The following is a 23,127-nucleotide window of genomic DNA, read 5'->3' as shown; positions in this document are numbered from 1 at the left end:
CCAATCGGGCAATGATTATGATCCCGCGCAAAATTGGGAAGTCGACATGAATTACCAGCGTTTCTTCGAGGAAGCGATCGACCAGCTCCATGCCGAGCGTCGCTACCGCGTCTTCGCCGACCTGGAGCGCATCGCGGGCAAGTTTCCGCGCGCCATCTGGCGTTGCAACGGCCGCGCCGAGGAAATCACCGTCTGGTGCTCCAACGACTATCTCGGCATGGGCCAGCACGCCGACGTCATCGCCGCGTTCCAGGACGCGGCCGGCAAGATGGGCTCCGGCGCCGGCGGCACCCGCAACATCTCCGGCACGTCCAACCCGCTGGTCGAGCTCGAGCATGAGCTCGCCGATCTGCACGGCAAGGAAGCGGCGCTCGTCTTCACCTCCGGTTTCGTCTCCAACGAAGCCTCGATCTCGACCATCGCGCGGCTTTTGCCCAATTGCCTGATCATCTCGGACGAACTGAACCATGCCTCCATGATCGAGGGCGTGCGGCGCTCGGGCGCCGAGAAGAAGATCTTCCGCCACAATGACGTCGCGCATCTGGAAAGCCTGCTGCAGGCGGCGGGCCGCGAACGCGCCAAGCTGATCGTCTTCGAGAGCGTCTATTCGATGGACGGCGACATCGCGCCGATCAGCGAGATCGTCGAACTCGCCGAGCGCTACAACGCCATGACCTATATCGACGAGGTCCATGCGGTGGGCATGTACGGGCCGCGCGGCGGCGGCATCACCGAGCGCGAAGGCCTGGCCGGCCGCATCGACATCATCGAAGGCACGCTGGCCAAGGCCTTCGGCACGCTGGGCGGCTACATCACCGGCACCAGCGCCGTCATCGACGCGGTGCGCTCCTACGCGCCGGGCTTCATCTTCACCACCGCGCTGCCGCCGGCGGTCGCGGCCGCGGCCACGACGTCGATCCGCCATCTCAAGCGCTCGCAGGCCGAGCGTGACGCCCAGCAACGGCAGGCGAGCCGGACCAAGCAGATCCTGTCGGCCGCCGGCCTGCCGGTGATGGACTCTGCGACCCATATCGTGCCGGTGCTGGTTGGCGATCCCGAACTGTGCAAGATGGCCAGCGACCGCCTGCTTGGCGTGCACGGCATCTATATCCAGCCGATCAACTACCCGACCGTGCCGCGCGGCACGGAGCGGCTGCGCATCACGCCGACGCCGTTCCACTCCGACGCGCTGATCGCCGAACTGCAGGACGCGCTGGTCGAAACCTGGGACGCGCTCGGCATTCCCTATGGCTCGGCCGGACGCCCTTCGGTGGCCAAAAGCGACCGCATCATTCCGCTTCTGGTGCCAAAGTCGGGCGGCTAGGCGAAGCGGCGGAACTCAGGCGGCGGGTGCCGCCGCCTGTTCAGACAGTCTTCATCCACTCTGCCAGCCGGTTTGCCGCTTCCTCGAGCTGGTCGAGGCGGCGATGGAAGCACAGCCGCAGGAACGCTTCGCCTCCAGGGCCAAAGGCGGTGCCGGGCGCCAGGCCGACATTGGCCTTGTCGACAATGTCGAAGGCCGCGCTGCGGGAATCGGTGATGCCGTCGACCGTGAAGAACAGGTAGAAGGCACCCTGCGGCACGGTGAAGCGCGCCTTGCCGGTGGCGCCGAGAATGCCGCAGACCAAGTCGCGCGCTTTGCGTGCCCGCTCCACCTGTTCGGCGACGAAGGCATCGCCTTCGTCGAGCGCCGCGACCGCGCCGCGCTGCATGAACTGGGCGACGCCCGAGTTCGAATACTGGATCAGGTTCTCGAACACCTGCTGCAGGCTTGGATGCGTCTTGATCCAGCCGACGCGCCAGCCGGTCATTGCCCAGTTCTTGGAGAAACTGTTGACGAACAGGATGCGGTCTTCCGCCTCCGCGATGTCGAGGAAGGATGGCGCGCGGCCATGACCATAGTGAAACAGCGAATAGATCTCGTCGGCGATGATCCACAGGTTTTTCGCACGCGCGAGATCGAGGATCGCCCGCAAGGCCTCGTGGTCGGCGGTCCAGCCGGTCGGATTGGACGGCGTGTTGATGAACAACGCCTTCGTGCGCGGCGTGACCGCCGCCGCGATCTTCTCGACGTCGCATGACCAGCCATTTCCGGAATGGTCGAGCGTGACCGGCACCGGCACGGCACCCGCGATGGCGGCGGCGGCGTCGAAATTCGGCCAGGCGGGCGACAGGTAGATCACTTCGTCGCCAGCTCCCGCAAGCGCATCGAGCGCCAGCTGGATGGCATGCATGCCGGAGCCGGTGACGATGAATTGCTCCTCGGGGAAGGTCTTGCCGAAGTGCCTGGCATAGTAGCGGGCGAGCGCCTGCCTGAGATCGGGGATGCCCCTCTGCCAGGTGTAGAACGTCTCGCCGCCGGCCAGCGCCTTCGACGCGGCATCGGTGATGAAGGACGGCGTCGGCAGGTCGCCCTCGCCGGCCCAGAGCGGGATCAGGCCTTCGCGCAACCTGCCGTAGTTGACGACGGCGACGATACCGCTTTCAGGCGCGGCCAGAGCTTCGGGGCGCAGGGTCTGGATCAGGGTCATCGGCATGTCCGTGTCTTAGGCATTCGTAGGCGCTGCTTACCAGATACGAGAACAGAAAACCCCGGCCGCGAACGACCGGGGTTTTGGTCCAGAGAACCCTGTCCCGTCTATCGCCTGGCCAGCAAATCGCGGATTTCGGTCAAAAGCTGCACGTCAGCGGGCGGAGGGGCTGCCGCTGGCGCGGGTTTTTCCGTCTCCAGGCGCCTGCGCATGTTGTTCACGGCCTTGACCATGAGGAAGATGATGAAGGCGAGGATGAGGAAGTTCAGCACGACGGTGATGAAGCTGCCATAGGCAAAAACGGCGCCCTGCTTTTTGGCGTCCGCCAATGAGGTGGCGTTGACGGCCGAGGAAAGCCCAATGAAGTAATTGTTGAAGTCCAATCCGCCGAAGATAGCTCCGACGATCGGCATGATGATGTCGTTGACCAGGGAATCGACGATCTTGCCGAAGGCAGCGCCGATGATGACGCCGACGGCCAAGTCCATCACATTGCCCTTGGAGATGAATTCCTGGAATTCTTTCAGCATTCGTCCCTCCTTATGACCGGCCGCGCTGCCGCTCCCACCTTCCCGGCTCCGGCCCAAATCCAACATAACAAAAACCGGAAGTTGCAACATGGACAAAAGGGAAAAAACAGCCGGTTTCCCCTTACCTTGCGTTACCCTTTGAAATCAGGCGCTTCATGCGCCCAAAGCCGTGATGGACTCGAACGCCAAGCTGTGATTGCGTCTGGACAAGCCGGATTGAAATTCGGCACCGGGAGGAAGTTGCCGGCGTGCAGGGCCTGTTCATCGTCATCATTGCGATCGCCTATGTGACGCTGCTGTTCGCCATCGCCAGCCTGGGCGACCGCCGCTCGGCGGTTTCAGGGCCTGGCCGGGCACGGCCTTTCATCTATGCGCTCAGTCTTGCCATTTACTGCACGTCCTGGACCTTCTTCGGATCGGTCGGCCTTTCCTCTGAACGCGGCCTCGAATTCCTCGGCATCTATACCGGCCCGGTACTGGTGTTCGTGTTCGGCTTTCCCTTGCTCAACCGCCTCGTCAGGCTGGCCAAGACCGAGAAGATCACCTCGGTCGCCGACTTCCTCGGCGCGCGTTACGGCAAAAGCTTCACCGTGGCCGCGATCGCCACGCTGATCGCCACCATCGGCGCCGTGCCCTATATCGCGCTGCAATTGAAGGCGATCTCCGGCTCGGTCAGCCTTATGGTCGAGCACTATACGGGCTCGCCGCCCTCCTTCGATCCCTTCGTCAGCGACATCTCGCTGGTCGTCGCCATGCTGCTTGCGCTGTTTGCGGTCCTGTTCGGCACACGCCATGCCGACGCCACCGAACACCAGGACGGGCTGGTGCTGGCGGTGGCGGTCGAGACCGTGGTCAAGCTCGCCGCCTTCCTGGCCATCGGCCTGATGGTCACCTTCCTGATCTTCGGCGGTCCCGGCGACATGTTCGACCGCCTGGCGGAGAATGGCCAGGTCCGGCAGGCGATGGGCTATTCGACGTCGCTCGCCACCTGGCTGGTGCTGACCTGCCTGAGCGGCTTCGCCATCATCCTCCTGCCGCGGCAGTTCTACGTCACTATCGTCGAGAACCGCGGCGAGGCCGAACTGCGAACCGCGACATGGCTGTTCCCGCTCTACCTCGTGGCCATCAACCTGTTCGTGCTGCCGATCGCCTTTGCCGGCCTGACGCTGGTCGGCACAAGGACGAGCAGCGACCTGTATGTGTTGTCGCTGCCGTTGTTCAGCGGCCACGATTTCCTGGCCATGGCGGCCTTTATCGGCGGCCTGTCGGCCGCTACCGCCATGGTCATCGTTGAAAGCGTGGCGCTGTCGATCATGATCTCCAACGACCTGATCATTCCGCTGTTCGTGCGCCGGCTGTTGCGAACGACCACTTCCGAGAGCGAGGATTGGTCGACGCTCATCCTCAACGTGCGGCGGGCGTCGATCTTCATTCTTCTGTTCATCGCCTTTCTCTACTATCGCGAGAGCACCAACAGCGCCCGGCTGTCCTCGATCGGCCTGATGTCCTTCGCGGCGATCGCGCAATTCGCGCCGGCCCTGATCGGCGGATTGATCTGGCGCGGCGCCAACGGCCGCGGCGCGGCACTCGGGATGGTCGCCGGCATCCTGGTCTGGGGCTACACGCTGCTGGTGCCGTCGCTCGTCGCGCCCGATACCGGCATCATCGTGCATGGACTGTTCGGCTTCGAGGCGCTGCGGCCGCAGGCACTTTTCGGCACGGTCGCCGAACCGCTTAACCATGGCGTGCTTTGGAGCCTGTCGGTCAACGCGCTGTTCTTCGTCTTCGGGTCGCTCTCGCGCGCATCGGTGCCGCTGGAGCGCATCCAGGCATCGATCTTCGTGCCGCGCGAAGCCGGCCCGATGCCGAGCCTGCGCCGCTTCCGCACCGCCATCACCGTCAACGATGTCAAGGACACGATCGCACGCTATCTCGGCGTCGAACGCACCGAGCGATCCTTTCAGTCCTTCGAGAAGAGCAACGGCACCTCCCTGTACGGCAATGAGCAGGCCAGCATGGATGTCATCCGCTTTTCCGAGCAGCTATTGGCCAGCGCCGTCGGCTCCTCCTCGGCGCGGCTGATCCTGTCGCTGCTGTTCCGCCGCCGCGACCGCGAATCCCGCGACGCCTTCCGCCTGCTCGACGATGCCACGGAAGCGCTGCAGCACAACCGCGACTTGCTGCAGATCGCGCTCGACCAGATGGAGCAAGGCATCACCGTCTTCGACCGCGATTTCCGGCTGATCTGCTGGAACCGCCAGTACCGCGCACTGTTCGACCTGCCCGACGAGATGGGCCAGGTCGGCGTTTCGCTCGACCAGATCCTTGGCCATCTCGCCGAGCGCGGCGACATTCCAGGCGACCAGCGCGTGACGATGCTCAACCGGCTGACCAGTTTCGTCAGCCCTTGGCAGATGGAACTGAAGACAAGTGGCCGCATCCTGGAACTGCGCTCCAACCCGATGCCCGATGGCGGCATCGTCGCCACCTATGCCGACATATCCGGACGCGTCGAGCAGGACCTGGCGTTGAAGCGCGCCAATGAATCGCTGGAGCAGCGCGTCAAGACCCGCACCATCGAGCTGACCCGGGTCAACGAGGAACTGGCGCAGGCGCAGATGCTCGCCGAGGAAGCCAATCTCGGCAAGACGCGATTCCTCGCCGCCGCCGGCCACGACATCCTGCAGCCCTTGAATGCCGCCCGGCTCTATTGCTCCTCGCTGATCGAGAAGGCCGGCAAGGGGCCGGCTGGCAAGGCTGCCATCAACATCGAATCCTCGCTGGAATCGGTCGAGACCATCCTGGGCGCGGTGCTCGACATCTCGCGCCTCGATGCCGGCGCGATGAAGCCTGATGACACCGCCTTCAATCTCGACGGATTGCTGCGCCAGATCGGCAATGATTTTCGGCCGATGGCGGCGGAGAAAAAGCTCGAGCTGACCATCATTCCGTGCTCACTGACCGTGACGACGGACCGCAACCTGCTGCGCCGCCTGATCCAGAATCTTGTTTCCAACGCCATCAAATACACCCGCCGGGGCCGCATCCTTGTCGGTGTTCGGCGCCGTGGCGAATTGGCGGAGATCCAGGTCATCGACACCGGCATCGGCATTGCAGGCGACAAGCTCAACACCGTCTTCCATGAATTCACCCGACTGGACGAGGGCGCACGCGAAGCCGAAGGTCTTGGGCTCGGCCTTTCCATCGTCGACCGCATCGCACGAGTGCTCAGGCTCGAAATCCGCATCTTCTCCAACCCGGGCAAGGGCACGCGCTTTTCCGTCATCTTGCCAGTCGCGGCGGTTCAGGAGCCGCGACGTGAGGTCGAGACCAGGACGCCGGCCCGCGCGGCGGCCTCGCTATCCGGGCTGCATGTGCTATGCATCGACAATGACCCCCGCATCCTCGAGGGCATGCGGCTGCTGCTCGAAGGCTGGGGGTGCAACGTCGACACGGCGTCCGGCTCACGGGATCTGCAGAACGCCGGGCTGCGCCGCCCCGACATCGTGCTTGCCGACTATCATCTCGACGGCGAAACCGGTCTTGACATCATCGCCGCGCTGCGTGCGATCCATGGCGACAGCCTTGCGGCCATGCTGATCACTGCCGACCGCTCCAACGAGGTGCGGGCGGCGGCGGGCGGGCTGGAGATTGCGGTGATCAACAAGCCACTCAAGCCGGCGGCGCTGCGCTCGATGATGGCCAGGGTCAGGCCGCTGGCATCGGCCGCCGAATAAGCCGCCAGACCAGGCCCTCACCTGCCTCAGCGGGAATAGTCGAGCACCAGGCAGATGGGCTCAGCCCGCCGGCTGCAGCGGGTCGCTGCCGATCCGGGACAGCAGGATTACCGCCTGGGTGCGGCTGTCAACGCCGAGCTTCTGCAATATGGCCGAGACGTGCGCCTTGATCGTGGCTTCGGAGACGCCGAGCTCATAGGCGATCTGCTTGTTCAGCAGGCCTTCGGCCAGCATGCCGAGCACGCGTGTCTGCTGCGGGGTCAACGCCTGCAGCCGCTTGATCAGGTCCGATATCTCGGGATCGCGTTCGACACCGAGATCGACGCCGACAGGTGCCGCGATATCGCCGGCGAGCACCGACTGCACGGCGGCGCGAATTTCTTCCATGCTGGCCGACTTGGAGATGAAACCGGAGGCGCCGAGATCGAGAGCGCGCCGGATGGTCGCCGGATCGTCATGCGCCGACACCACGATCAGCGGCACCGCCGGATGGATGCCGCGCAGCGAAATCAGGCCGGAGAGCCCGCTGGCGCCAGGCATCGACAGGTCGAGCAGCACCAGATCGACGTCTTCATTGGCAACGACCAGCGCCTTGGCGCTTTCGAAATCGCCGGCCTCGTGGATGGCGATGACATTGCCGATGCCGGCAAGCGCCTCGCGCAAGGCGCCACGGAACAGCGGGTGATCGTCGGCGATGACGAAAGAATAGCCTGACGGCAAATGTTCCTCCCCGAATCCCCGATTTACTGCTTTTTTGCGGGATCAGTCGGACGATTATGAGGGGCCGCGCGCTGTTTTCAAGCAGCAAAGCCAACGCGCCGCGTTTTCCCTCGTCTACGGCGCTCAGGTCTTCTGCGAGTTGAGCTGGGCGCCGCCGCCGTTGTCCTTTTCCATATCCTTGACGATGCCCATGAAACCCTTCAGGAAGCGCTCCATGTAGCTCATCGTCTTGTTGAAATCCTCCTCGCTCGGCAGTTTCGATTCGAGGCGGGCGGAGAGCGAATTCTCCAGTCTGGTGACGCGCTCGTCCATTGCCTTCATCGAGGTCTGCAAGCGATCGACCTCGTCCTGGAAAGCGGCGCGTTCATCGGCAGCCATCTTGCAAACGAGCTGACCCGAACGCTCCTCGCAGATCGACATCGCGCCGGTCTGGGTGTCCATGCGGATATAACCGGTGGCCGACTTTTCCAGCCGGTAGCGGTCGGTTCCTTCCGAATAAGCAGAAGCCGCGACCAGCGAAACGAGCGCGGCGGGGATCAAGATGTGCTGCAGACGCATGTTGTCCTCCTTGGCCAAGGACTGAATATCGCATGTTTGCGCCGGAAATGGGGACGACCCTTGGCGTGGACTTCCCCGCGCGACTGGTTCGGACTATAGCGCAACCATGTCACAGATTATCTACAAGATAACCCCGCAAGCGCCTTGGCGCGAGGCCGAAGCCAATGGCCGCTTCACCGGAGCGCCGATCGACATCGCCGACGGCTTCATCCATTTTTCGACGGCAGCTCAGGCCGGGGAAACCGCGGCAAAGCATTTCTCGGGCCAGACAGACCTTTTGCTGGTTGCCATCGACGGGAGCAGGCTGGGCGATGCGCTGAAATACGAGGTCTCGCGCGGCGGTGCGCTGTTTCCGCACCTCTACGGCGTGCTCGACCTGAATGCGGTGCTCTGGGTCAAGCCGCTGCCGCTTGATGCCGACGGCATCCACCAGTTCCCGGCCCTGGAGGGGCAATGAGCGTGCTCGACCGGATCGGCCAGAAGCTGCTGTTCACCTTCGATCCGGAAACCGCGCACGGCCTGTCGATCGCGGCACTGCGCTGCGGCCTGCCGATCGGTGCCCGCATGGCGCCCGATGCACGACTGAAAGTCGACCTTTGCGGTCTCGACTTCCCCAATCCGCTGGGCATGGCCGCCGGCTATGACAAGAACGCCGAGGTGCCCGACGCGCTGCTTGGGCTGGGCTTCGGCTTCGCCGAGGTCGGCACCATCACACCCCTGCCGCAATCCGGCAACCCGAAGCCGCGCATCTTCCGGCTGACATCGGATGAAGCCGTCATCAACCGGTTGGGTTTCAACAATGAAGGTCACGCCGCGGCCGAAAAGCGCCTGGTGGCGCGCAAGGGGCGCGGCGGTATTGTCGGCGTCAACATCGGCGCGAACAAGGACAGCGCCGACCGCGTCGGCGACTACGAGCGCGGCGTCGCCCGCTTCGCGCCCCATGCCAGCTATCTCACCGTCAACATTTCCTCCCCCAACACGCCGGGTCTGCGCACCATGCAGGCGCGCGAACAGCTCGGCGAACTTTTGTCACGCGTAATGGCAGCGCGTGCCGCGGCGCTCGCGCAGCCACCGGTTTTCCTCAAGATCGCACCGGATCTGGTCGAGGCCGAGCTGGAGGATATCGCCGCCGAGGTCATGGAAAAGCGGATCGACGGCATCATCGTTTCCAACACCACAATTTCACGGCCGGCGCTGCGCAGCGGCGATGCCGCGCGGGAGACCGGCGGGCTTTCCGGAAAGCCGCTGTTCGAGCGTTCGACCATCGCACTGGCCAAGATGCGCAAGCTGCTTGGGCCGGACATGGCCATCATCGGTGTCGGCGGTGTCGATTCGGCGGAGACGGCCCTGGAAAAAATCCGTGCCGGCGCCGATCTCGTCCAACTCTACACCGGCATGATCTATGCCGGACCGGCGCTGCCGGGCCGGATCGTCGCCGGGATGGCACGCTTTGCCGAAACGGAGAAACTCAGGTCGATGCGCGAGTTGCGCGACAGTCATCTCGATCGCTGGGCGTCGAAGCCGCTCAGCTGAACGCGGTTTGAATCCGCAGCCGCAAGATCGTCAGCAGGCTCAATCCCCGCACCAGCAGGAAAACGTGCAGCGCGGCCCACAGGCCGTGATTGCCGAAGGCGGGTGCCAGCGTCATCAGCGCGGCGGTAAAGACGAGGAACGACAAGAGCATCATGTTGCGCATGTCGCGCGACCATGTCGCGCCGATGAAAACGCCATCCATCTGGAAGGCAAGCACACCGCTCAGCGCGGTGAACGCCGCCCAGGGCAGATATACGTCGGCCGCCGCGCGGACCTCCTGCGATGTCGTGACGACGGCGACCAGATTGGTGCCCGCCAGCAACAGCACCAATGTCGCGCCACCGGCCAAGCCGAATCCCCAGAACAGGGTCAGGCGGACCGCCTGCCGGAAAGGTTGCACCGCACGCGCGCCGATGGCGCGGCCGGCGAGCTGTTCGGCGGCGGTGGCGAAACCGTCGAGGAAATAGCCGGCGACAAGGAAGAAATTCATCAGCACGGCATTGGCGGCGAGCGTCACCGTGCCGAACTGCGCGCCCTGGCGGGTGAACAGCGCGAAGGCGGCAAGCAGCGAGAACGAGCGGATCATGATGTCGCGGTTGAGCGACAGCATGCGCAGGAAGGCGCTCATGTCGAGCAGGCGGTGGCGAGGCAAGGGCGGGCTGGATCGGAACCGGCGCACCACGATCGCGAGACCAAGCAGCATGGCGAGGAATTCACCGGTGACGGTTGCCCAGGCGACGCCGGAAACGCCCCAGCCAAGTTCGAGGCCGAGCAGGAAGCAGAGCGCGATGTTGATGCCGTTGAGCACCAGTTGCAGGACGAGCCCGAGCCCTCCCTCGCCGCGTCCCAGCACGTAACCGAGGACGGCGTAGTTGATCAGCGAGAACGGCGCGGCGAGCAGCCTGATCCTGACATAAACGCCCATCGCCTCGCTGACGCGCGGTCCGGCATCCATGAACCACTGGCCGCCAACGGCAATGAGCGGCGAAAGCGCTGCCAGCACGATGCCGGCAACGACCGCGATCAGCACTGCGCGCCAGAACACCGCCTGTTCCCCGAGCGCATCGCCACGCCCGAAAGCCTGGGCGACGAGGCCGGTGGTGCCTGAACGCAGGAAGTTGAAGGTGGTGAAGACGACGTCGAAAGCCAGCGCGCCGGCGGCCAGTCCGCCAAGCAAGGCGGCATCACCGAACTGTCCGACCACAGCCGTATCGACCAAGCCAAGCAGCGGCGTCGTCAGATAGGCGAGCGTCATCGGCACGGCGATGGCAAGCACAGAGCGGTTGGTGACGGAAAAGGCTCTGGCGTCGGCTGGGATGGCACCCTTGTCCAAGGATTGCTGCCTTGCTGATTGCGGCTTGATCGGGGAACCGATGTGCCCCATTTTCCGGCCACCGCGCAATCGCCCTTCCGCTACGGCCAACCGAAATTCCGCTCTGGCGCGAAATCGTCCGACCCAGTTCATGCCCCTGCAGATCGTCCATCACCCCGACTACGACGCCGGCTTCGCCGCCAGCCATCGCTTTCCGATGAGCAAATATCCGCTGCTGATGGAGACCTTGCGGGCACGCGGCCTAGCCAGACCCGGGGCGCTCAACACCGCCGAACCCGCGCCGGCGTCGTGGCTGAAGCTCGCTCATGCGGCGGAGTATGTCGAGCAGGTCATCCGTTGTTCGGTGCCGGAAAAAATCGAGCGTGAGATCGGCTTTCCGGTTGGCCCGCGCGTCTCGCTGCGCGCGCAGCTTGCCACCGGCGGCACGGTGGCGGCGGCGCGGCTTGCCTTGCGCCACGGCATTGCCTGCAACGCCGCCGGCGGCAGCCATCATGCGCGACGCTTGCAAGGCGCCGGCTTCTGCACCTTCAACGATGTCGCCGTCGCCTCGCTGGTCCTGCTCGAAGAGGGCGCCGCGCACAACATCCTGGTGGTCGACCTCGACGTGCATCAGGGCGACGGCACGGCGGACGTTCTGGGCGATGAACCGCGCGCCTTCACCTTCTCCATGCATGGCGAGCGCAACTACCCCGTACGCAAGATTGCCTCCGACCTCGACGTTGCGCTGCCCGACGGCACGGGCGACGCCGCCTACGTGGAAAGACTTGCCACCATCCTGCCGGAACTCTCCAGCCGCGCGCATTGGGACATCGTCTTCTACAATGCCGGCGTCGACGTCCATGCCGAGGACCGGCTCGGCAGGCTGGCGCTTTCCGACAGCGGCCTGCGCGCCCGCGACGAGATGGTCATCGGCCATTTTCGGGCGCTCGGCATTCCTGTCTGCGGTGTCATCGGCGGCGGCTATTCCACCGATGTGCCGGCGCTCGCCGCGCGTCACGCCATCCTGTTCGAGGTGGCGTCGGATTATGCCTGAAGGTCACCTGCGGTAGTTGGCGATCCTGAGCAGGATGAACGCCGGCACGACGATCGCGGCCCCGAGCAGGATGTAGCCGAGGAAGCGGTCGATGGCATGGAAGCCGAGATTCCAAAGGTCGATGAAGAACTTCTGGATGCCGTAGAACACATCCATCGGCGACCAGCCGAAGGCGTTCATGACCAGACCGACGAGAAAGGATACCACCAGCAGCTTCAGGACAACCCTGAGCGGCGAGTCGCCGAGAAAGCGCGTCAGTGCGGACAAGGCCGTCTCCCGATTGAGATGCCCGGGACTCACGGGCACCGCCCAGAGATACGTGCTTGGTGATCGTCCATCAAGCCAGCACGCGCCAAGGCGCCTTGCTAGCGCCGGGCTGCCGCGGAAAGCCACAACGGCAACTGGGGAGGCTTTTTTCTCGAACAAGTGATCGAGCTTCCCGCTCCCCAAGAGCAGAATTCTTAAAAAGCGGTAAACAAGTTCGTTTTAATGTATTGAAAATAAAGCACAAAATCGTCACTTTTCAGTTTTGCGCAATGTGCGTGCAATTTTCACCTGCGAGACATCAGGCGTCTTTCAGGTGACGGTCCGCGGCGCTCTGACCCTACCACCGCCGGCGAAAGCCGGTCCCCAGAACCGCGCGACCATCCCTGAAAGACGCCAATCGGAGGATGACCGACCCAACGGTCATGCTCCTGGGGAATTAACCCGCGTATCGATTTGTCGGATGCGCGTTTGTGTTGGAGTAATGCTCGTGCCCTCTCAAGCAAAGATCGTCCTGACGGCGAGTGCCCTCGCTCTGTGCCTTCTCGGGCCAGCGATGGCCGCCGACCTCGCACCTGCCTACAATGATCCCCCCGCCTTCCAGTGGAGCGGCGCCTATGTCGGCATCCATGGCGGCACGGCATTCACCGGGATGCCGAACCCGTTCGCCGGCCGGAACGGCTTCAACGCCGGCGTGCAGGCCGGCTACAACCAGCAGATGGGTCCGGCGGTCCTCGGCGCCGAGATCGAAGGTTCCTATCTGGGTGGTGCCGAACACGACGTCCGGGGCGGCAAGATCAAAGAGAAATGGCGTGGCGCGGCCAAGGCGAAGGCCGGCGTGAGCTTCGACCAGACGCTGCTGTTCGGAACCGGTGGCGTGGCTATGACCAGATTCGAAAAGGGTGACGGTGTGAGGAGCAGCGACGGATGGAAGGCCGGTTACCTCGTCGGCGCGGGCATCGAGCAGGGCTTCGCCGGCGGCCTCTCGGCCAAGGTCGAGTACGACTATGTCCGCACCCCCGGCGTGGAGACGACATCGGCCCTTGGCGGTTCCAAGGAGACGATCGGCAGCCATGAGCTGAAAGCCGGCATCAACTACCGGTTCTAGAAACAGCAAGTAGGCGACCTCGGTCGCGCGATGGCCGCAACGGCATCGCGCGACCTTGTTGTTGATGCCCTCGCTGCCCGGACGCAGGCGGCGCCTCGATGCAAAGAGCATTCCATGCTGGTCGCAATGTGGATGTAATCTTCGCGATCTAGGTCCCCCGGGTGAATTTCACCATGGGAATCAGCAATGTCCACGCATCACCCCGGCCGACGGACGTCCAGGCTATTGTTGGTTGCGATCGCACTCGCAATGGCGGGCTGCGCCTCCGACATCATGAAGAACTATGTTGGCCAACCGGTCGAATCGGTCGTTCTGGATTACGGTCCGCCGACGGCCATCGTCGAACTCGGCCAGGGAGAGCGCGCCTATCAGTGGCGCCAGGTCTCGACGTCAGCGGTTTCGGGGACATCCAGCGGCGAGGTTCGCCACACAAAGCACGGAACCGTCTATGAAGAGACCGAAACGCCCGGCTATATCGAGCGGCAGGAATGCTTCTACACATTTTACGCCCGCGCTTCCGGCGGCCGCTGGTTCATCACCAATTTCCGCCAGCCAAAGCTCGAATGCGAATGAACAGCCGCGCCGCAAATCCTGCGGCCGCGGATGAGGGAGAACGTCGATGCGCGTCCTGCTGATCGAGGACGAACCGGAAATGGCCTCGGTCCTGAAGGCCGCTCTGGAGCGTGTGGACATCATCGTCGACCATGCAGCGACCTTGGCCGACGCCGAGGCGGTGGCCCGTCTCGGGCATCACGACGCCGTGGTGCTGGATCGCCGGCTACCCGATGGCGACGGCCTCAGCCTGATCCCGCGCCTGCGCGCCTTGCATCTGGATGTGCCGGTGATCGCGCTGACGGCGATGAGCGGGTTGGACGACCGGGTTGCCGGGCTCGACGCCGGCGCCGATGATTACATGGTCAAGCCTTTCGCCACGGTCGAACTCGTCGCGCGGCTCCACGCCCTGCACCGCCGCTCGTTCACCTCACGCGCGAACCAGACGATGGTCGGCCGTCTCACCTATGATTTCCGCCATCGCGAGGCGCTGGTCGAGGATCAGGCACTCGACTTGCCGCGGCGTGAAAGGCTGGTGCTTGAAACGCTCATCCGGCGGCCGGGGCGAACGATCATGCGCGGCGCTCTCGAGGAGGCCGTCTACGCCCTGGACGACGAGATCGGCTCGAATGCGCTCGACGCGCATGTCTCGCGGTTGCGCCGCAAGCTCGACGATGTCGCCGCCGGCATCGAGATACGAGCGATCCGCAATCTTGGCTACCTCCTGCGGGCAGCCTCGTGAAGAAGGCACGCGCGCGCTCGCTGCAATGGATCCTGGTCCGCCGGCTGATCCTGCTGCAGGCGGCGACGCTGCTCATCTTCATCGTACTTTGCGCGGCAGCGCTTTGGATCGCCAATCCGCGGCTGCTGATCGACAACGAGGCCGCCGTCGCGGCCGTCAAGGATGCCGTCGACCGGGACAAAGACGGCAGGCTCGTCGTGCGTGAGACGGAAGAACTCACCGCGTTTCGCGAAAGCTTTCCCAATGTCTGGTACGTCGTTCGCGACGGCAGCGGCGACAGCCTTCGCTCCGGCACCGTACCGGACGTCTATACCAAAGACTTCGGCGACCTGCTCGGCGAAGCAGACCACGCGACGATCGGCTTCTCCGACAAGGACATGTGGCCGGAAGCCTATCTGGAAAACGCTTCGACCAAGGCTGGCATGGTGCGGATCATCGCGGCAACGCAGTCGTCGCGCCAGCAGACCGACGGCCTCGAAATCAACATCTCGGCCACCGTCGAAGTCGCGCGGTACCCGGACGGCAGCAGGAACTGGGAGCGCGCCCTGCCGGCGCTCGGGCTCGTCATCGCAATCCTGCTTTTACCCATCATCCTCGTCATGGGCGCGACGACACTGGTCACGACGCCGGCCGTGGTCCGCCGCTCTTTTGCCGGCCTTGTCGAAACCGTCCGACAGGCTGCCCGTATCGATATCGGTACCCGGGCGATGCAGCTACCCGTCAAGCACGTGCCGCAGGAGATCGCGCCGCTGGTGCATGCCTTCAACGAGGCTCTGGCCCGGCTCGCGCAGGGATACGACCGGCACAACCGTTTCCTCACCGACGCCGCGCACGAATTGCGCACTCCGATCGCCATCCTGCGCACGCGCGCCGAACTGCTGCGGCAGGAGCCGCAAAGCATGCGGCTGCTGCATGACATCGAGCGCCTGTCGCATCTTGCCCAGCAACTGCTCGACCATCAGTTGCTCGACCGCCCATCGGACCAGCGCGAGATCGTCGATCTCGACCATCTCGTCAGCCGGGTGGCGGCCGACTTCGCGCCACTCGCCATCGAGGCCGGCTATGACCTTGCCTTCGAGCCTTCGGCGAACAAGGCGCATGTCGAGGTCAACGTGTTGCAGATCGAGCGGGCGCTCGCCAACCTAGTCCGCAACGCCATCGAGCATGGCGGCGGCAGCGGCACGATTACGATAGCCGTCGACGAGGCTGGGGGCATCGAAGTGCGCGATGAAGGCCCGGGCATTCCCGCGGAAGAGCGCGAGAATGTCTTCGAGCCCTTCTACCGCTTGCAGCCGCAGTCGCGCGGGGCGGGGCTGGGACTGAACCTTGCCCGGCAGATCGCCCTGCTGCATGATGGAACGATCCGGATCCTGACAGGATCATGGCGCGGCGCCCGCATCCGGATGGAGTTGCCGGGCCGTTTGTGACTGGGCTGGCGGCCGCACGAATGGCGGACGGCAAGCCAACGGCCAGATCGTCGGGTTTATTTGTTTTCTAACCAATCGAGCCTATGCCATTCCAGGAGCGGGAGCCAGACTTTTGGTGGGAACGGGAAAAATCGACACGCGCCGGGCAGTCATGCTGTCGGTCGTCGTGCCGTGCTACAACGAGCGCGACGGCGTGGCTGAACTGCACCGGCGCATCAGCACCGTATGCCTCGAGCAAAGCCCTTCCTACGAAATCGTGCTCGTCATCGACGGGGCGACCGACGGCACCCGTGAGGCCATTTTCGAGCTGGCTGAGAAGGATGACCATGTGGTCGCCATAGACCTGGCTCGCAACTACGGCCACCAGATCGCCTTGAGCGCGGGCCTGGAGTTTTGCCGCGGCGAACGCGTTCTGATCCTCGATGCCGATCTCCAGGATCCGCCCGAACTGTTGGGCGCAATGATGGCGAAGATGGATGAAGGCTACGACGTCGTCTACGGCCAGAGAGTGAAGCGTGACGGCGAGAGCTGGTTCAAGCTGGCGTCCGCCTCGATGTTCTACCGCTTGCTGGGCCGGATGGTCGACGTGGAGATCGCGCCGAACTCCGGCGATTTCCGGCTGATGAGCCGCCGGGCGCTGGACCACCTGAACGCGATGCCCGAACGCTACAGGTTCATTCGCGGCATGGTGAGCTGGATCGGGTTGAAGCAGGTCGCCTTCCCCTATGAGCGGCATCGGCGCTTTGCCGGCACCACCCATTATCCGCTGAAGAAGATGGTTCTTCTGGCGGTCGACGCGATGACCAGTTTTTCGATCGTGCCTTTGCGTTTTGCCTCGTTGCTGGGGATGATGTTCGGCCTGCTCGGCCTGGTCGTGCTTGGCTATACGCTGTTCGAATGGTCAATCGGCAACGTGTTGCCTGGCTGGACGAGCCTTGCCGCGATCATGCTTATTCTCGGCAGCGTGCAACTTCTCGTTCTCGGCATCTTCGGCGAGTATCTCGGCCGTATGTACATGGAGACGAAGCGGCGGCCGCTGTACTTCGTCAACGAGATCGTTTCGCGCGGCGAGTCAGCTAGGGACCGGGATCCGGCCGTTCATCGCCTGCGGGATATGGCGAAGAGGGCCGCCCGTGCTTGAGGCCGAATTCGACCAGTTTGCGCGCGCATATCAGGAGCAGCATGCCGCGAGCATAAGGCTGAGCGGCGAGACGCCCGACTTCTTCGCAAAATACAAGATCGATGACGTGGCGGCGACGCTGGGGCGGGCCGGCGTGAAGCCGCGGCGCATACTCGACTTTGGTGCCGGCGTCGGCAATTCCCTCGGCCATATGCGTGACGCGTTTCCCGACAGCGAGATCGTCCTGCTCGATCCTTCGCGGGAATCGCTCGACATCGCCAGCAAACGCTTTCCCGACCAAGCCGCGTTCACGCAATTCGACGGCCAGACAATCCCTTTTGCAGATGGCAGCTTCGACCTGGCCTTCGCGGCTTGCGTCTTCCACCACATTCCCGAAGACCTCCAGATCGGACTGCTCGCGGAGATCGGCAGGGTGCTGGCCGATGGCGGCAGTTTCTTTCTCTTCGAGCACAATCCGTGGAATCCGCTGACCACCCACGCGGTCAGAAACTGCGCCTTCGACGAGAACGCGGTCCTGATATCGGCGCCCGAGATGCGCAGGCGGATGGCTGCGGCGGGTATTCCCGGCACCCGGATCATCTACCGGATTTTCTTTCCCAAACTGTTTTCATGGCTGCGGCCGCTCGAGCGTTTCCTGACCAAGATTCCTGTAGGAGCCCAATATTTTGCGCACGTGGTCAAGCCTGCCGTTTGACTATCGCAGGATGCTGCGATTCGGCGCCGTCGGTCTGGTGAACACGGCACTGGGATACGCGGTCATTCTGGCCGGGCTTGCACTCGGCCTCGGCGACATCCTTGCCAACGCCACCGGATATGCCGTGGGTCTTGTGCTGGGGTTCTTCCTCAACCGCCGCTGGACCTTCACCCGGCGGGAAGGCTTCCGGCCCGGAACCGCGCTGCGATACGGCTGCGTCTTCCTGATTGCCTACGGCATCAATCTGGCGATCGTAATCGCCGCCCGTTCGGCAGGCTTGATCGAAAGCCCTCTGACCCACCTTGCGGGAATCTGCGTCTACTCGGTGGTGTTCTACCTCGGTTCAGCGCACTTCGTATTCGTAGGACACGAGGGCCGTGGCAACGAACGTACCGCTCGGGACCTGACCGATGGACCTCGGCGGGTGCCCCCCGTCCAGTTCCTTGAACCGAATTGCCATCGGGAACAATGAGAGGCAGCGCTACATGGACAACGCCCAGGCAAGCGTGGAGACGGCTGCAAACGCCGAGCGGACGAGGCTGATATTCTGCCTGCTCGCTGCCTGTATCACGGCCGCCACACTGGCTGCCTTCGCCGGCTCAACCCTCCAGGATCCCGACAGCTGGTGGCAAGTGAGAGCCGGGCTCGATTTCCTGGCAAACCGGACATTTCCGACCGTCGACCCCTATTCTCATACCTTCGCCGGACAACCCTGGATCGCCAAGGAATGGCTGGGACAGATATTTCTGGCCCTTGCCTACCGCGTAGGCGGCTGGGATGGCGTCGTCACACTGATCATCGCCGCGATCGGCCTGGCAGTCTTCCTGATGGCGTGGTTCCTCAGCGCGTGGCTAAGGCCGATCCTGTCGGTAGGACTGACCCTCCTTGCGGCCTTCCTGATCGCCCCGATCTACACGGCGCGCCCTCACGTCTTCACCTTGCCGATCATGGTCACCTGGACGGCCCTGTTGTTTCGTGCATCGGCCGAGGAACGGGTTCCGCCATGGTGGCTGCTTGCGCTGGTTGTCTTGTGGGCGAACCTGCATGCCACCTTCACCTTGAGCTTCGTTATTGCAGGCTTTGCCGGTCTGGACCTGCTGGCTCGGATCGGCCTGTCGAAACCAGCGCTTCTGGCAAAATGGATTGCGTTCGGCCTGCTCTGTCCGCTGGCTGGCCTGATCCATCCCTATGGGGTGAAGGCCATTCTGGCCACGTTCAGCGTCGCCAGCGGCAATGAGGCGGTGCCCCTGATCCTGGAGTGGCTACCCTTCAACGCGCCTGAGCAGCCTTCACAGGAAATCGCAATGCTGGCGGCGCTTTTCGGGCTGCTGGTGTCGCGGCTGCGGCTTGGCTGGCCCAAGGCACTCTTCATCGTCTTCACCGTACACATGCTCCTCGCCCATATGCGTTTCGCGTACCTTTTCTTCCTGCTGGTCCCCATCGTGATCGCGGTCGAGATCGCAGAGCAATATCCTTCGCTTTCAGCCGTGGCCTGGCTGTGGGAAAAACGCGACAGGGTGGAAAAGTTCTTCGCCAGGCGGATTTACGCGATCAGTGGCGCGGCGGCCGTCCTGCTGGTCGGCATGGCCTTGATCCTGAGCGGTGCCTACCAGCTCACGCCAAGCCCGAAAACATCAGCCAGCGGCGCGCTCGCCTTCGCCAGGGATCACCACCTGTCCGGCAATGTGCTGAATTCCTACAATTTCGGCGGCACGCTGATTTTCCACGACATCAAGACCTATATCGACGGAAGAACGGACCAGTTGTTCCTGGCCGGGTTCACGAAAACCGACGACGCAACGGGGCACAGCGACGGGAAACCGCTGCTGGAGGCCCAGTTGAAGAAATACGCCATCGGCTGGGCGCTGCTTACGGCCGACGACACCCGCATCCCGTTCTTCACTGAACTGGGCTGGAAGCGGGCCTATGCGGACGAGTATGCCGTGATCTACCTGCCCGGCACCTGATTCCCAAAACCGGCGTGGCCTGCGTGCGAAGGGAGCGACCTTCATGGATCCGCTCACATAGCCGTACGACGACACCCGCTGTTCCGGATGCCGCCAGCAAGCAGTTCCTCTATTCGACAGTAGCCATTTCTCTTCCGCCGGCGCGACGCTGGCCACCTCGAAATACTGGCCAGGCTTCGCCACGGCCGGCGAAGCCGCAAAGGCCAGGCAGCAAACGCCGACCGTCACCAGATGAGTTGGCGGAGCCCGCATTGTGAGACCGGTTTGCGATTGCCCGAGGCCATGCCGTCATGATAACGAGGCTGCTGCGCGGGTATGATGTAATGGTAGCCTGTCAGCTTCCCAAGCTGAACGCGCGGGTTCGATTCCCGCTACCCGCTCCAACAGGATGCTACGCCTGATATTCAGGGTACGAACCCCGACTCGCCGCCATCCAGTCCCTGAGATAGAAATCAAAATTCTCACCACTGCCTAGAGTTGACTAATTCGCATCTGCTTCTTCAGAAGGAACCGAGCGAGATTGTCGACGTTGCGCGGCGCCATCTTTTCGGGGAGATGAGCCAGCAAATTCTTCGACCTGGCGTCATTGCGGTACCGCTCCACCCATTCCTCGGTGTAGGCGTCCCGCTGCAATCGCAAATTCGTCTTGAACTCGCAATCCGGCATTTCAACCGATAACTGGCGCGCCAACGAGGCGACATACGGACGGGGATCGCTCACCAGATCTTCATAGAAGAAATGGTCATAGGGCAGATCGGCCATGCGCAGGTAGGCACCCCAGAAGGCATGGCTCTGCTCGATCCGGAAGTAGACCTGGCAGATGCTGGCGAAGTCGTATTCCGGGACCAGATCAGTACCACTCGTCGTGCTCTGCCAACGGCCTGTCGCTTTCGCCCGACAATAGGAAATTGCTTGACGAAGTCGGTCTCTCCGTTCCAGCAAGACCAATCCGATGCTATGGCGCCTGATGCATTCGGTGAGGAAATCGACGCCGTACTTCGCCTGCGTACCCTCAAGGTGCCGCGAAAAGATCTTCACAGCGAACCTGCCATTCGGGGTCTTGCCCCGATCAATCACCGCGGAAAGAAGTTCGTCGAAGGATTTTGGCTTGAACCCCAGCCTGCTGGGGTCGAGCCATTCGCCCGACTGCCCCAATGTTCCGGTGCTGTTTGCCAGGCTGCCAAGCCATTCGGAGCCACTTCGGGCTTCGGTTAATATCGCCACACCTTTCATTTGTGCCGATTGCCCTGGGTCTGCAAACGTATAGCCCGTGTTGGAGGATATGGTTCTGCTCCTTCATCGCCCCTTGGCGCTGTCACACCTCTGCCTGACAGGATTCCATTAGTAATTCCTAATACGACTTCGTCAATTCGTCTAGGCTGAGTGGCGTCGTTCTTGGGCCAAGTGGGGCGGACGATTCCGTCAGAGGTGCGCGATCGGCGCCAATTTGGCACCGATCGCAACTGCAAGGATTGGACCCCGCAGATCTGCCCGGAGCTATCGCGGCGATACCGGCGACGTCGGGTTGCTGGCCTTTCGTAAAGGGTTCGTTACAGCCATACCCGGACCCATACACGCTCGCGCCAGCAGCGGACATGGCGGCGACCGTGGCGCCAGTACCGGCGGCAAACCCTGCGCCAGACGCGGCGGCGCCCATGGCGACGCCGCCAGTGGCCACGGTGGCCGTAATGGCGCCAGTGATGCCCGCTTCGATCGGAGACCTGCTCCAGTTCCGCTCCGTCATCCCCTTCGAAGAGGGCCGGATCCGGATTGTCCAGCTGGTCGAGAATTCCGTTGCCCTGGGGAACACCGGCAACAGCGCGGCCGGATCCGGCCACGCCCGCAAGCGCCACCGCACCCGCAATGCCAAGCATTCCAGTAAGAAACAACCGACGTTCCATAAAAACCTCCCGAGTTGTTGACCACCGACACCTCGTTCCCTCGCCCAAAAAAGGCTGCAGCGCGCATGCCGATAGGCCTGAACGCGCCGCAGCGGTTCTCGTTCCATCACCCCACTTCGCGCAGGATGAAATCATGCAGCATCTTGGCAGCCGGCGACAGCACACGATTCCTGACCGTGATCAGGCTGTAGGGCCTGACCTCGATATCGAATTCGGTCTGGACGACGTCGATGGCGCCGGCAAGCCCGTCCGGATTCTGGATGAACTTCGCCACCTGCACCGAGACCGGCGCTATGGCGTCGGACTGCGCGACCATGACCAGCGTGAGGAGCAGCGAACTGGTGTTGAGAATCCGGTCCGGCAGCGCGATGTTGCGATTCAGGAAGTTGCTCTCCATCGCCTGGCGCAAGGGCGAACCGCCAGATTGGAAGACCCAGTCGTATGCGGCGGTGTCTTCCAGCCGCACCACATTGCCCCTCGCGAGCGGGTGGCCGCTGCGCACGATCAGGCAGGCCTTCTCGACGCCGATCACGCGAGATTCGAACAGCCGCGGATTGAGGTCATCGGGAATGCGGGCGATGATGAAGTCGTGACGCGAGGCGATCAGCTCGCGGGCGAGCACGTTCGACGTCTCGACCTGCATGGTGATCTCGATGCGCGGATAGATACGGCGGATCTCGCGAATAGCCGGCACGGCCAATTCGATCGCCGGCGCGGTCACGGCGCCGAGGAACACCGAGCCGCCCTTGCCGGCCTTGAGTTCGGCAATCTCGCGGTCGGCTTCGCGCATCTCGAGCAGGATCGAGCGAGCCCGCCTGGCGAGCGCCTGGCCATAAGGGGTGAGCGTCACGCCGCGCGGCAGCCGTTCGCACAGCTTAACGTCGAGCACCGCCTCCATCTCGGCGATCATGCGCGAAGCGGCCGGCTGGGAGATGTTCATGACCTGGGCGGCGGCGCTCACCCGTCCGTGATCGTCGAGGGCGGCGATCATGCGCATGTGGCGAAGGCTCAATCCGCTGCGCAGGATTGCCTCCCCATCTCCCGGGAGCTTCTCGTAACTTACTGGAATCGCATCAGGATCACGCAATGCCGCCATCATCGTCCCGCCTTTCCGCCAGTCCCTTCCACATGCTAGATCATACCGGTTTCGGTATAGCAACCACCAAAGATCGCATTTGACAGTTATGTCAAAGAGACCGACCCTTCGCGCGTTTCGAGGCGCAAGGGTCGGTAACGAGCAAAAATCGTATCGATTGAAACCGCGCCGCGGAGCCGATTGGGAGGATACCGGAGATCGATAAGGCCGACAGCGGCGCGTCCTGCGCTCCTGCTTGGCTGCGCGGCCCGCGAAGCCCC

22 protein-coding genes and 1 tRNA gene are annotated in these 23,127 nt (G+C 63.3%); 15 read left to right on the top strand and 8 right to left on the bottom strand.

Features of this window, described 5'->3' with window-relative positions; translation table 11 throughout:
- The first annotated feature begins 46 nt into the window (after nucleotides 1-46).
- The gene (hemA, locus tag LB556_RS13980; protein ID WP_224567918.1) at nucleotides 47-1,324 is read left to right on the top strand and encodes a 5-aminolevulinate synthase; all 1,278 of its coding nucleotides are present in this window, start codon (nucleotides 47-49) and stop codon (nucleotides 1,322-1,324) included.
- A gap of 40 nt (nucleotides 1,325-1,364) precedes the next feature.
- Here the strand turns inward: hemA and LB556_RS13975 are convergent, their stop codons facing one another.
- Nucleotides 1,365-2,531, bottom strand: coding sequence for a pyridoxal phosphate-dependent aminotransferase (locus tag LB556_RS13975; RefSeq protein ID WP_224567916.1), 1,167 nt, complete (start codon nucleotides 2,529-2,531; stop codon nucleotides 1,365-1,367).
- Nucleotides 2,532-2,638: 107 nt separating this feature from the next.
- Nucleotides 2,639-3,061 (bottom strand): large conductance mechanosensitive channel protein MscL, encoded by a 423-nt coding sequence (mscL, locus tag LB556_RS13970; protein ID WP_140749249.1) that lies wholly within the window; start codon nucleotides 3,059-3,061, stop codon nucleotides 2,639-2,641.
- A 248-nt stretch (nucleotides 3,062-3,309) separates the two neighbouring features.
- Here mscL and LB556_RS13965 point away from each other — a divergent pair, with 248 nt between their 5' ends.
- Nucleotides 3,310-6,798, top strand: coding sequence for a NahK/ErcS family hybrid sensor histidine kinase/response regulator (locus LB556_RS13965; protein WP_224567914.1), 3,489 nt, complete (start codon nucleotides 3,310-3,312; stop codon nucleotides 6,796-6,798).
- A 60-nt stretch (nucleotides 6,799-6,858) separates the two neighbouring features.
- Here the strand turns inward: LB556_RS13965 and LB556_RS13960 are convergent, their stop codons facing one another.
- Both LB556_RS13960 and LB556_RS13955 read right to left on the bottom strand, forming a co-directional pair.
- Complete coding sequence (locus tag LB556_RS13960; RefSeq protein ID WP_224567912.1) at nucleotides 6,859-7,518, bottom strand: response regulator transcription factor; 660 nt, start codon at nucleotides 7,516-7,518, stop codon at nucleotides 6,859-6,861.
- Nucleotides 7,519-7,641: 123 nt separating this feature from the next.
- Nucleotides 7,642-8,076 (bottom strand): hypothetical protein, encoded by a 435-nt coding sequence (locus LB556_RS13955; protein ID WP_224567910.1) that lies wholly within the window; start codon nucleotides 8,074-8,076, stop codon nucleotides 7,642-7,644.
- Between the two features lie 106 nt (nucleotides 8,077-8,182).
- On the opposite strand from LB556_RS13955, the gene LB556_RS13950 reads away from it, so the two are divergent.
- Together LB556_RS13950 and LB556_RS13945 are read left to right on the top strand one after the other, a co-directional pair.
- Complete coding sequence (locus LB556_RS13950; RefSeq protein WP_224567908.1) at nucleotides 8,183-8,533, top strand: DUF952 domain-containing protein; 351 nt, start codon at nucleotides 8,183-8,185, stop codon at nucleotides 8,531-8,533.
- Complete coding sequence (locus LB556_RS13945; protein ID WP_224567906.1) at nucleotides 8,530-9,609, top strand: quinone-dependent dihydroorotate dehydrogenase; 1,080 nt, start codon at nucleotides 8,530-8,532, stop codon at nucleotides 9,607-9,609. Before LB556_RS13950 ends, LB556_RS13945 begins: the two co-directional genes overlap by 4 nt.
- On the opposite strand, the gene LB556_RS13940 is transcribed toward LB556_RS13945, so the two are convergent.
- Nucleotides 9,602-10,942 carry an MATE family efflux transporter gene (locus LB556_RS13940; protein WP_224567904.1) on the bottom strand — a complete coding sequence of 447 codons (1,341 nt, stop codon included), beginning with the start codon at nucleotides 10,940-10,942 and terminating at the stop codon, nucleotides 9,602-9,604. The genes LB556_RS13945 and LB556_RS13940 overlap by 8 nt on opposite strands.
- 130 nt (nucleotides 10,943-11,072) lie before the next feature.
- Between LB556_RS13940 and LB556_RS13935 the strand changes: the two genes are divergently transcribed.
- The gene (locus LB556_RS13935) at nucleotides 11,073-11,975 is read left to right on the top strand and encodes a histone deacetylase (protein WP_224567902.1); all 903 of its coding nucleotides are present in this window, start codon (nucleotides 11,073-11,075) and stop codon (nucleotides 11,973-11,975) included.
- Between the two features lie 3 nt (nucleotides 11,976-11,978).
- Here the strand turns inward: LB556_RS13935 and LB556_RS13930 are convergent, their stop codons facing one another.
- Nucleotides 11,979-12,242, bottom strand: a complete 264-nt coding sequence (locus LB556_RS13930; RefSeq protein ID WP_224567900.1) for a DUF6460 domain-containing protein — start codon at nucleotides 12,240-12,242, stop codon at nucleotides 11,979-11,981.
- Between the two features lie 487 nt (nucleotides 12,243-12,729).
- Between LB556_RS13930 and LB556_RS13925 the strand changes: the two genes are divergently transcribed.
- The 9 genes from LB556_RS13925 to LB556_RS13885 all read left to right on the top strand — a co-directional run bounded on the left by LB556_RS13925 (nucleotide 12,730) and on the right by LB556_RS13885 (nucleotide 20,253).
- On the top strand, nucleotides 12,730-13,347 hold the full coding sequence (locus LB556_RS13925; RefSeq protein WP_224567898.1) for an outer membrane protein: 618 nt from the start codon (nucleotides 12,730-12,732) through the stop codon (nucleotides 13,345-13,347).
- Between the two features lie 249 nt (nucleotides 13,348-13,596).
- The gene (locus LB556_RS13920; RefSeq protein ID WP_411908592.1) at nucleotides 13,597-13,920 is read left to right on the top strand and encodes a hypothetical protein; all 324 of its coding nucleotides are present in this window, start codon (nucleotides 13,597-13,599) and stop codon (nucleotides 13,918-13,920) included.
- A 46-nt stretch (nucleotides 13,921-13,966) separates the two neighbouring features.
- Nucleotides 13,967-14,641, top strand: a complete 675-nt coding sequence (locus LB556_RS13915) for a response regulator transcription factor (RefSeq protein ID WP_224567894.1) — start codon at nucleotides 13,967-13,969, stop codon at nucleotides 14,639-14,641.
- Nucleotides 14,638-16,068: an ATP-binding protein gene (locus LB556_RS13910; protein WP_224567892.1), complete on the top strand. Its 1,431-nt coding sequence runs from the start codon at nucleotides 14,638-14,640 to the stop codon at nucleotides 16,066-16,068. The genes LB556_RS13915 and LB556_RS13910 overlap by 4 nt, the downstream gene beginning before the upstream one ends.
- Nucleotides 16,069-16,219: 151 nt before the next feature.
- On the top strand, nucleotides 16,220-17,209 hold the full coding sequence (locus tag LB556_RS13905) for a glycosyltransferase family 2 protein (RefSeq protein ID WP_224567890.1): 990 nt from the start codon (nucleotides 16,220-16,222) through the stop codon (nucleotides 17,207-17,209).
- Nucleotides 17,202-17,903, top strand: a complete 702-nt coding sequence (locus LB556_RS13900) for a class I SAM-dependent methyltransferase (protein ID WP_411908587.1) — start codon at nucleotides 17,202-17,204, stop codon at nucleotides 17,901-17,903. The genes LB556_RS13905 and LB556_RS13900 overlap by 8 nt, the downstream gene beginning before the upstream one ends.
- Nucleotides 17,875-18,375 (top strand): GtrA family protein, encoded by a 501-nt coding sequence (locus LB556_RS13895; protein ID WP_224567887.1) that lies wholly within the window; start codon nucleotides 17,875-17,877, stop codon nucleotides 18,373-18,375. Before LB556_RS13900 ends, LB556_RS13895 begins: the two co-directional genes overlap by 29 nt.
- A gap of 13 nt (nucleotides 18,376-18,388) precedes the next feature.
- Nucleotides 18,389-19,870: a hypothetical protein gene (locus LB556_RS13890; protein WP_224567885.1), complete on the top strand. Its 1,482-nt coding sequence runs from the start codon at nucleotides 18,389-18,391 to the stop codon at nucleotides 19,868-19,870.
- Nucleotides 19,871-20,179: 309 nt separating this feature from the next.
- A tRNA-Gly gene (locus LB556_RS13885) sits at nucleotides 20,180-20,253 on the top strand.
- 88 nt (nucleotides 20,254-20,341) lie between these two features.
- Here the strand turns inward: LB556_RS13885 and LB556_RS13880 are convergent.
- Nucleotides 20,342-21,103, bottom strand: a complete 762-nt coding sequence (locus LB556_RS13880) for a Stf0 family sulfotransferase (protein WP_224567883.1) — start codon at nucleotides 21,101-21,103, stop codon at nucleotides 20,342-20,344.
- A gap of 362 nt (nucleotides 21,104-21,465) precedes the next feature.
- Between LB556_RS13880 and LB556_RS13875 the strand changes: the two genes are divergently transcribed.
- Entirely contained in the window at nucleotides 21,466-21,792 is a 327-nt protein-coding gene (locus LB556_RS13875; RefSeq protein WP_224567882.1) for a hypothetical protein, read from the top strand.
- A gap of 85 nt (nucleotides 21,793-21,877) precedes the next feature.
- Here the strand turns inward: LB556_RS13875 and LB556_RS13870 are convergent, their stop codons facing one another.
- Nucleotides 21,878-22,867, bottom strand: a complete 990-nt coding sequence (locus LB556_RS13870; protein WP_224568118.1) for a LysR family transcriptional regulator — start codon at nucleotides 22,865-22,867, stop codon at nucleotides 21,878-21,880.
- Between the last annotated feature and the right edge of the window lie 260 nt (nucleotides 22,868-23,127).

The organism is Mesorhizobium sp. ES1-4 (genome assembly GCF_020164745.1).
Classification (GTDB): domain Bacteria; phylum Pseudomonadota; class Alphaproteobacteria; order Rhizobiales; family Rhizobiaceae; genus Mesorhizobium.
The sequence above is the reverse complement of the archived record's forward strand: the minus strand, read 5'-3'. Positions and strand labels throughout refer to the sequence as shown.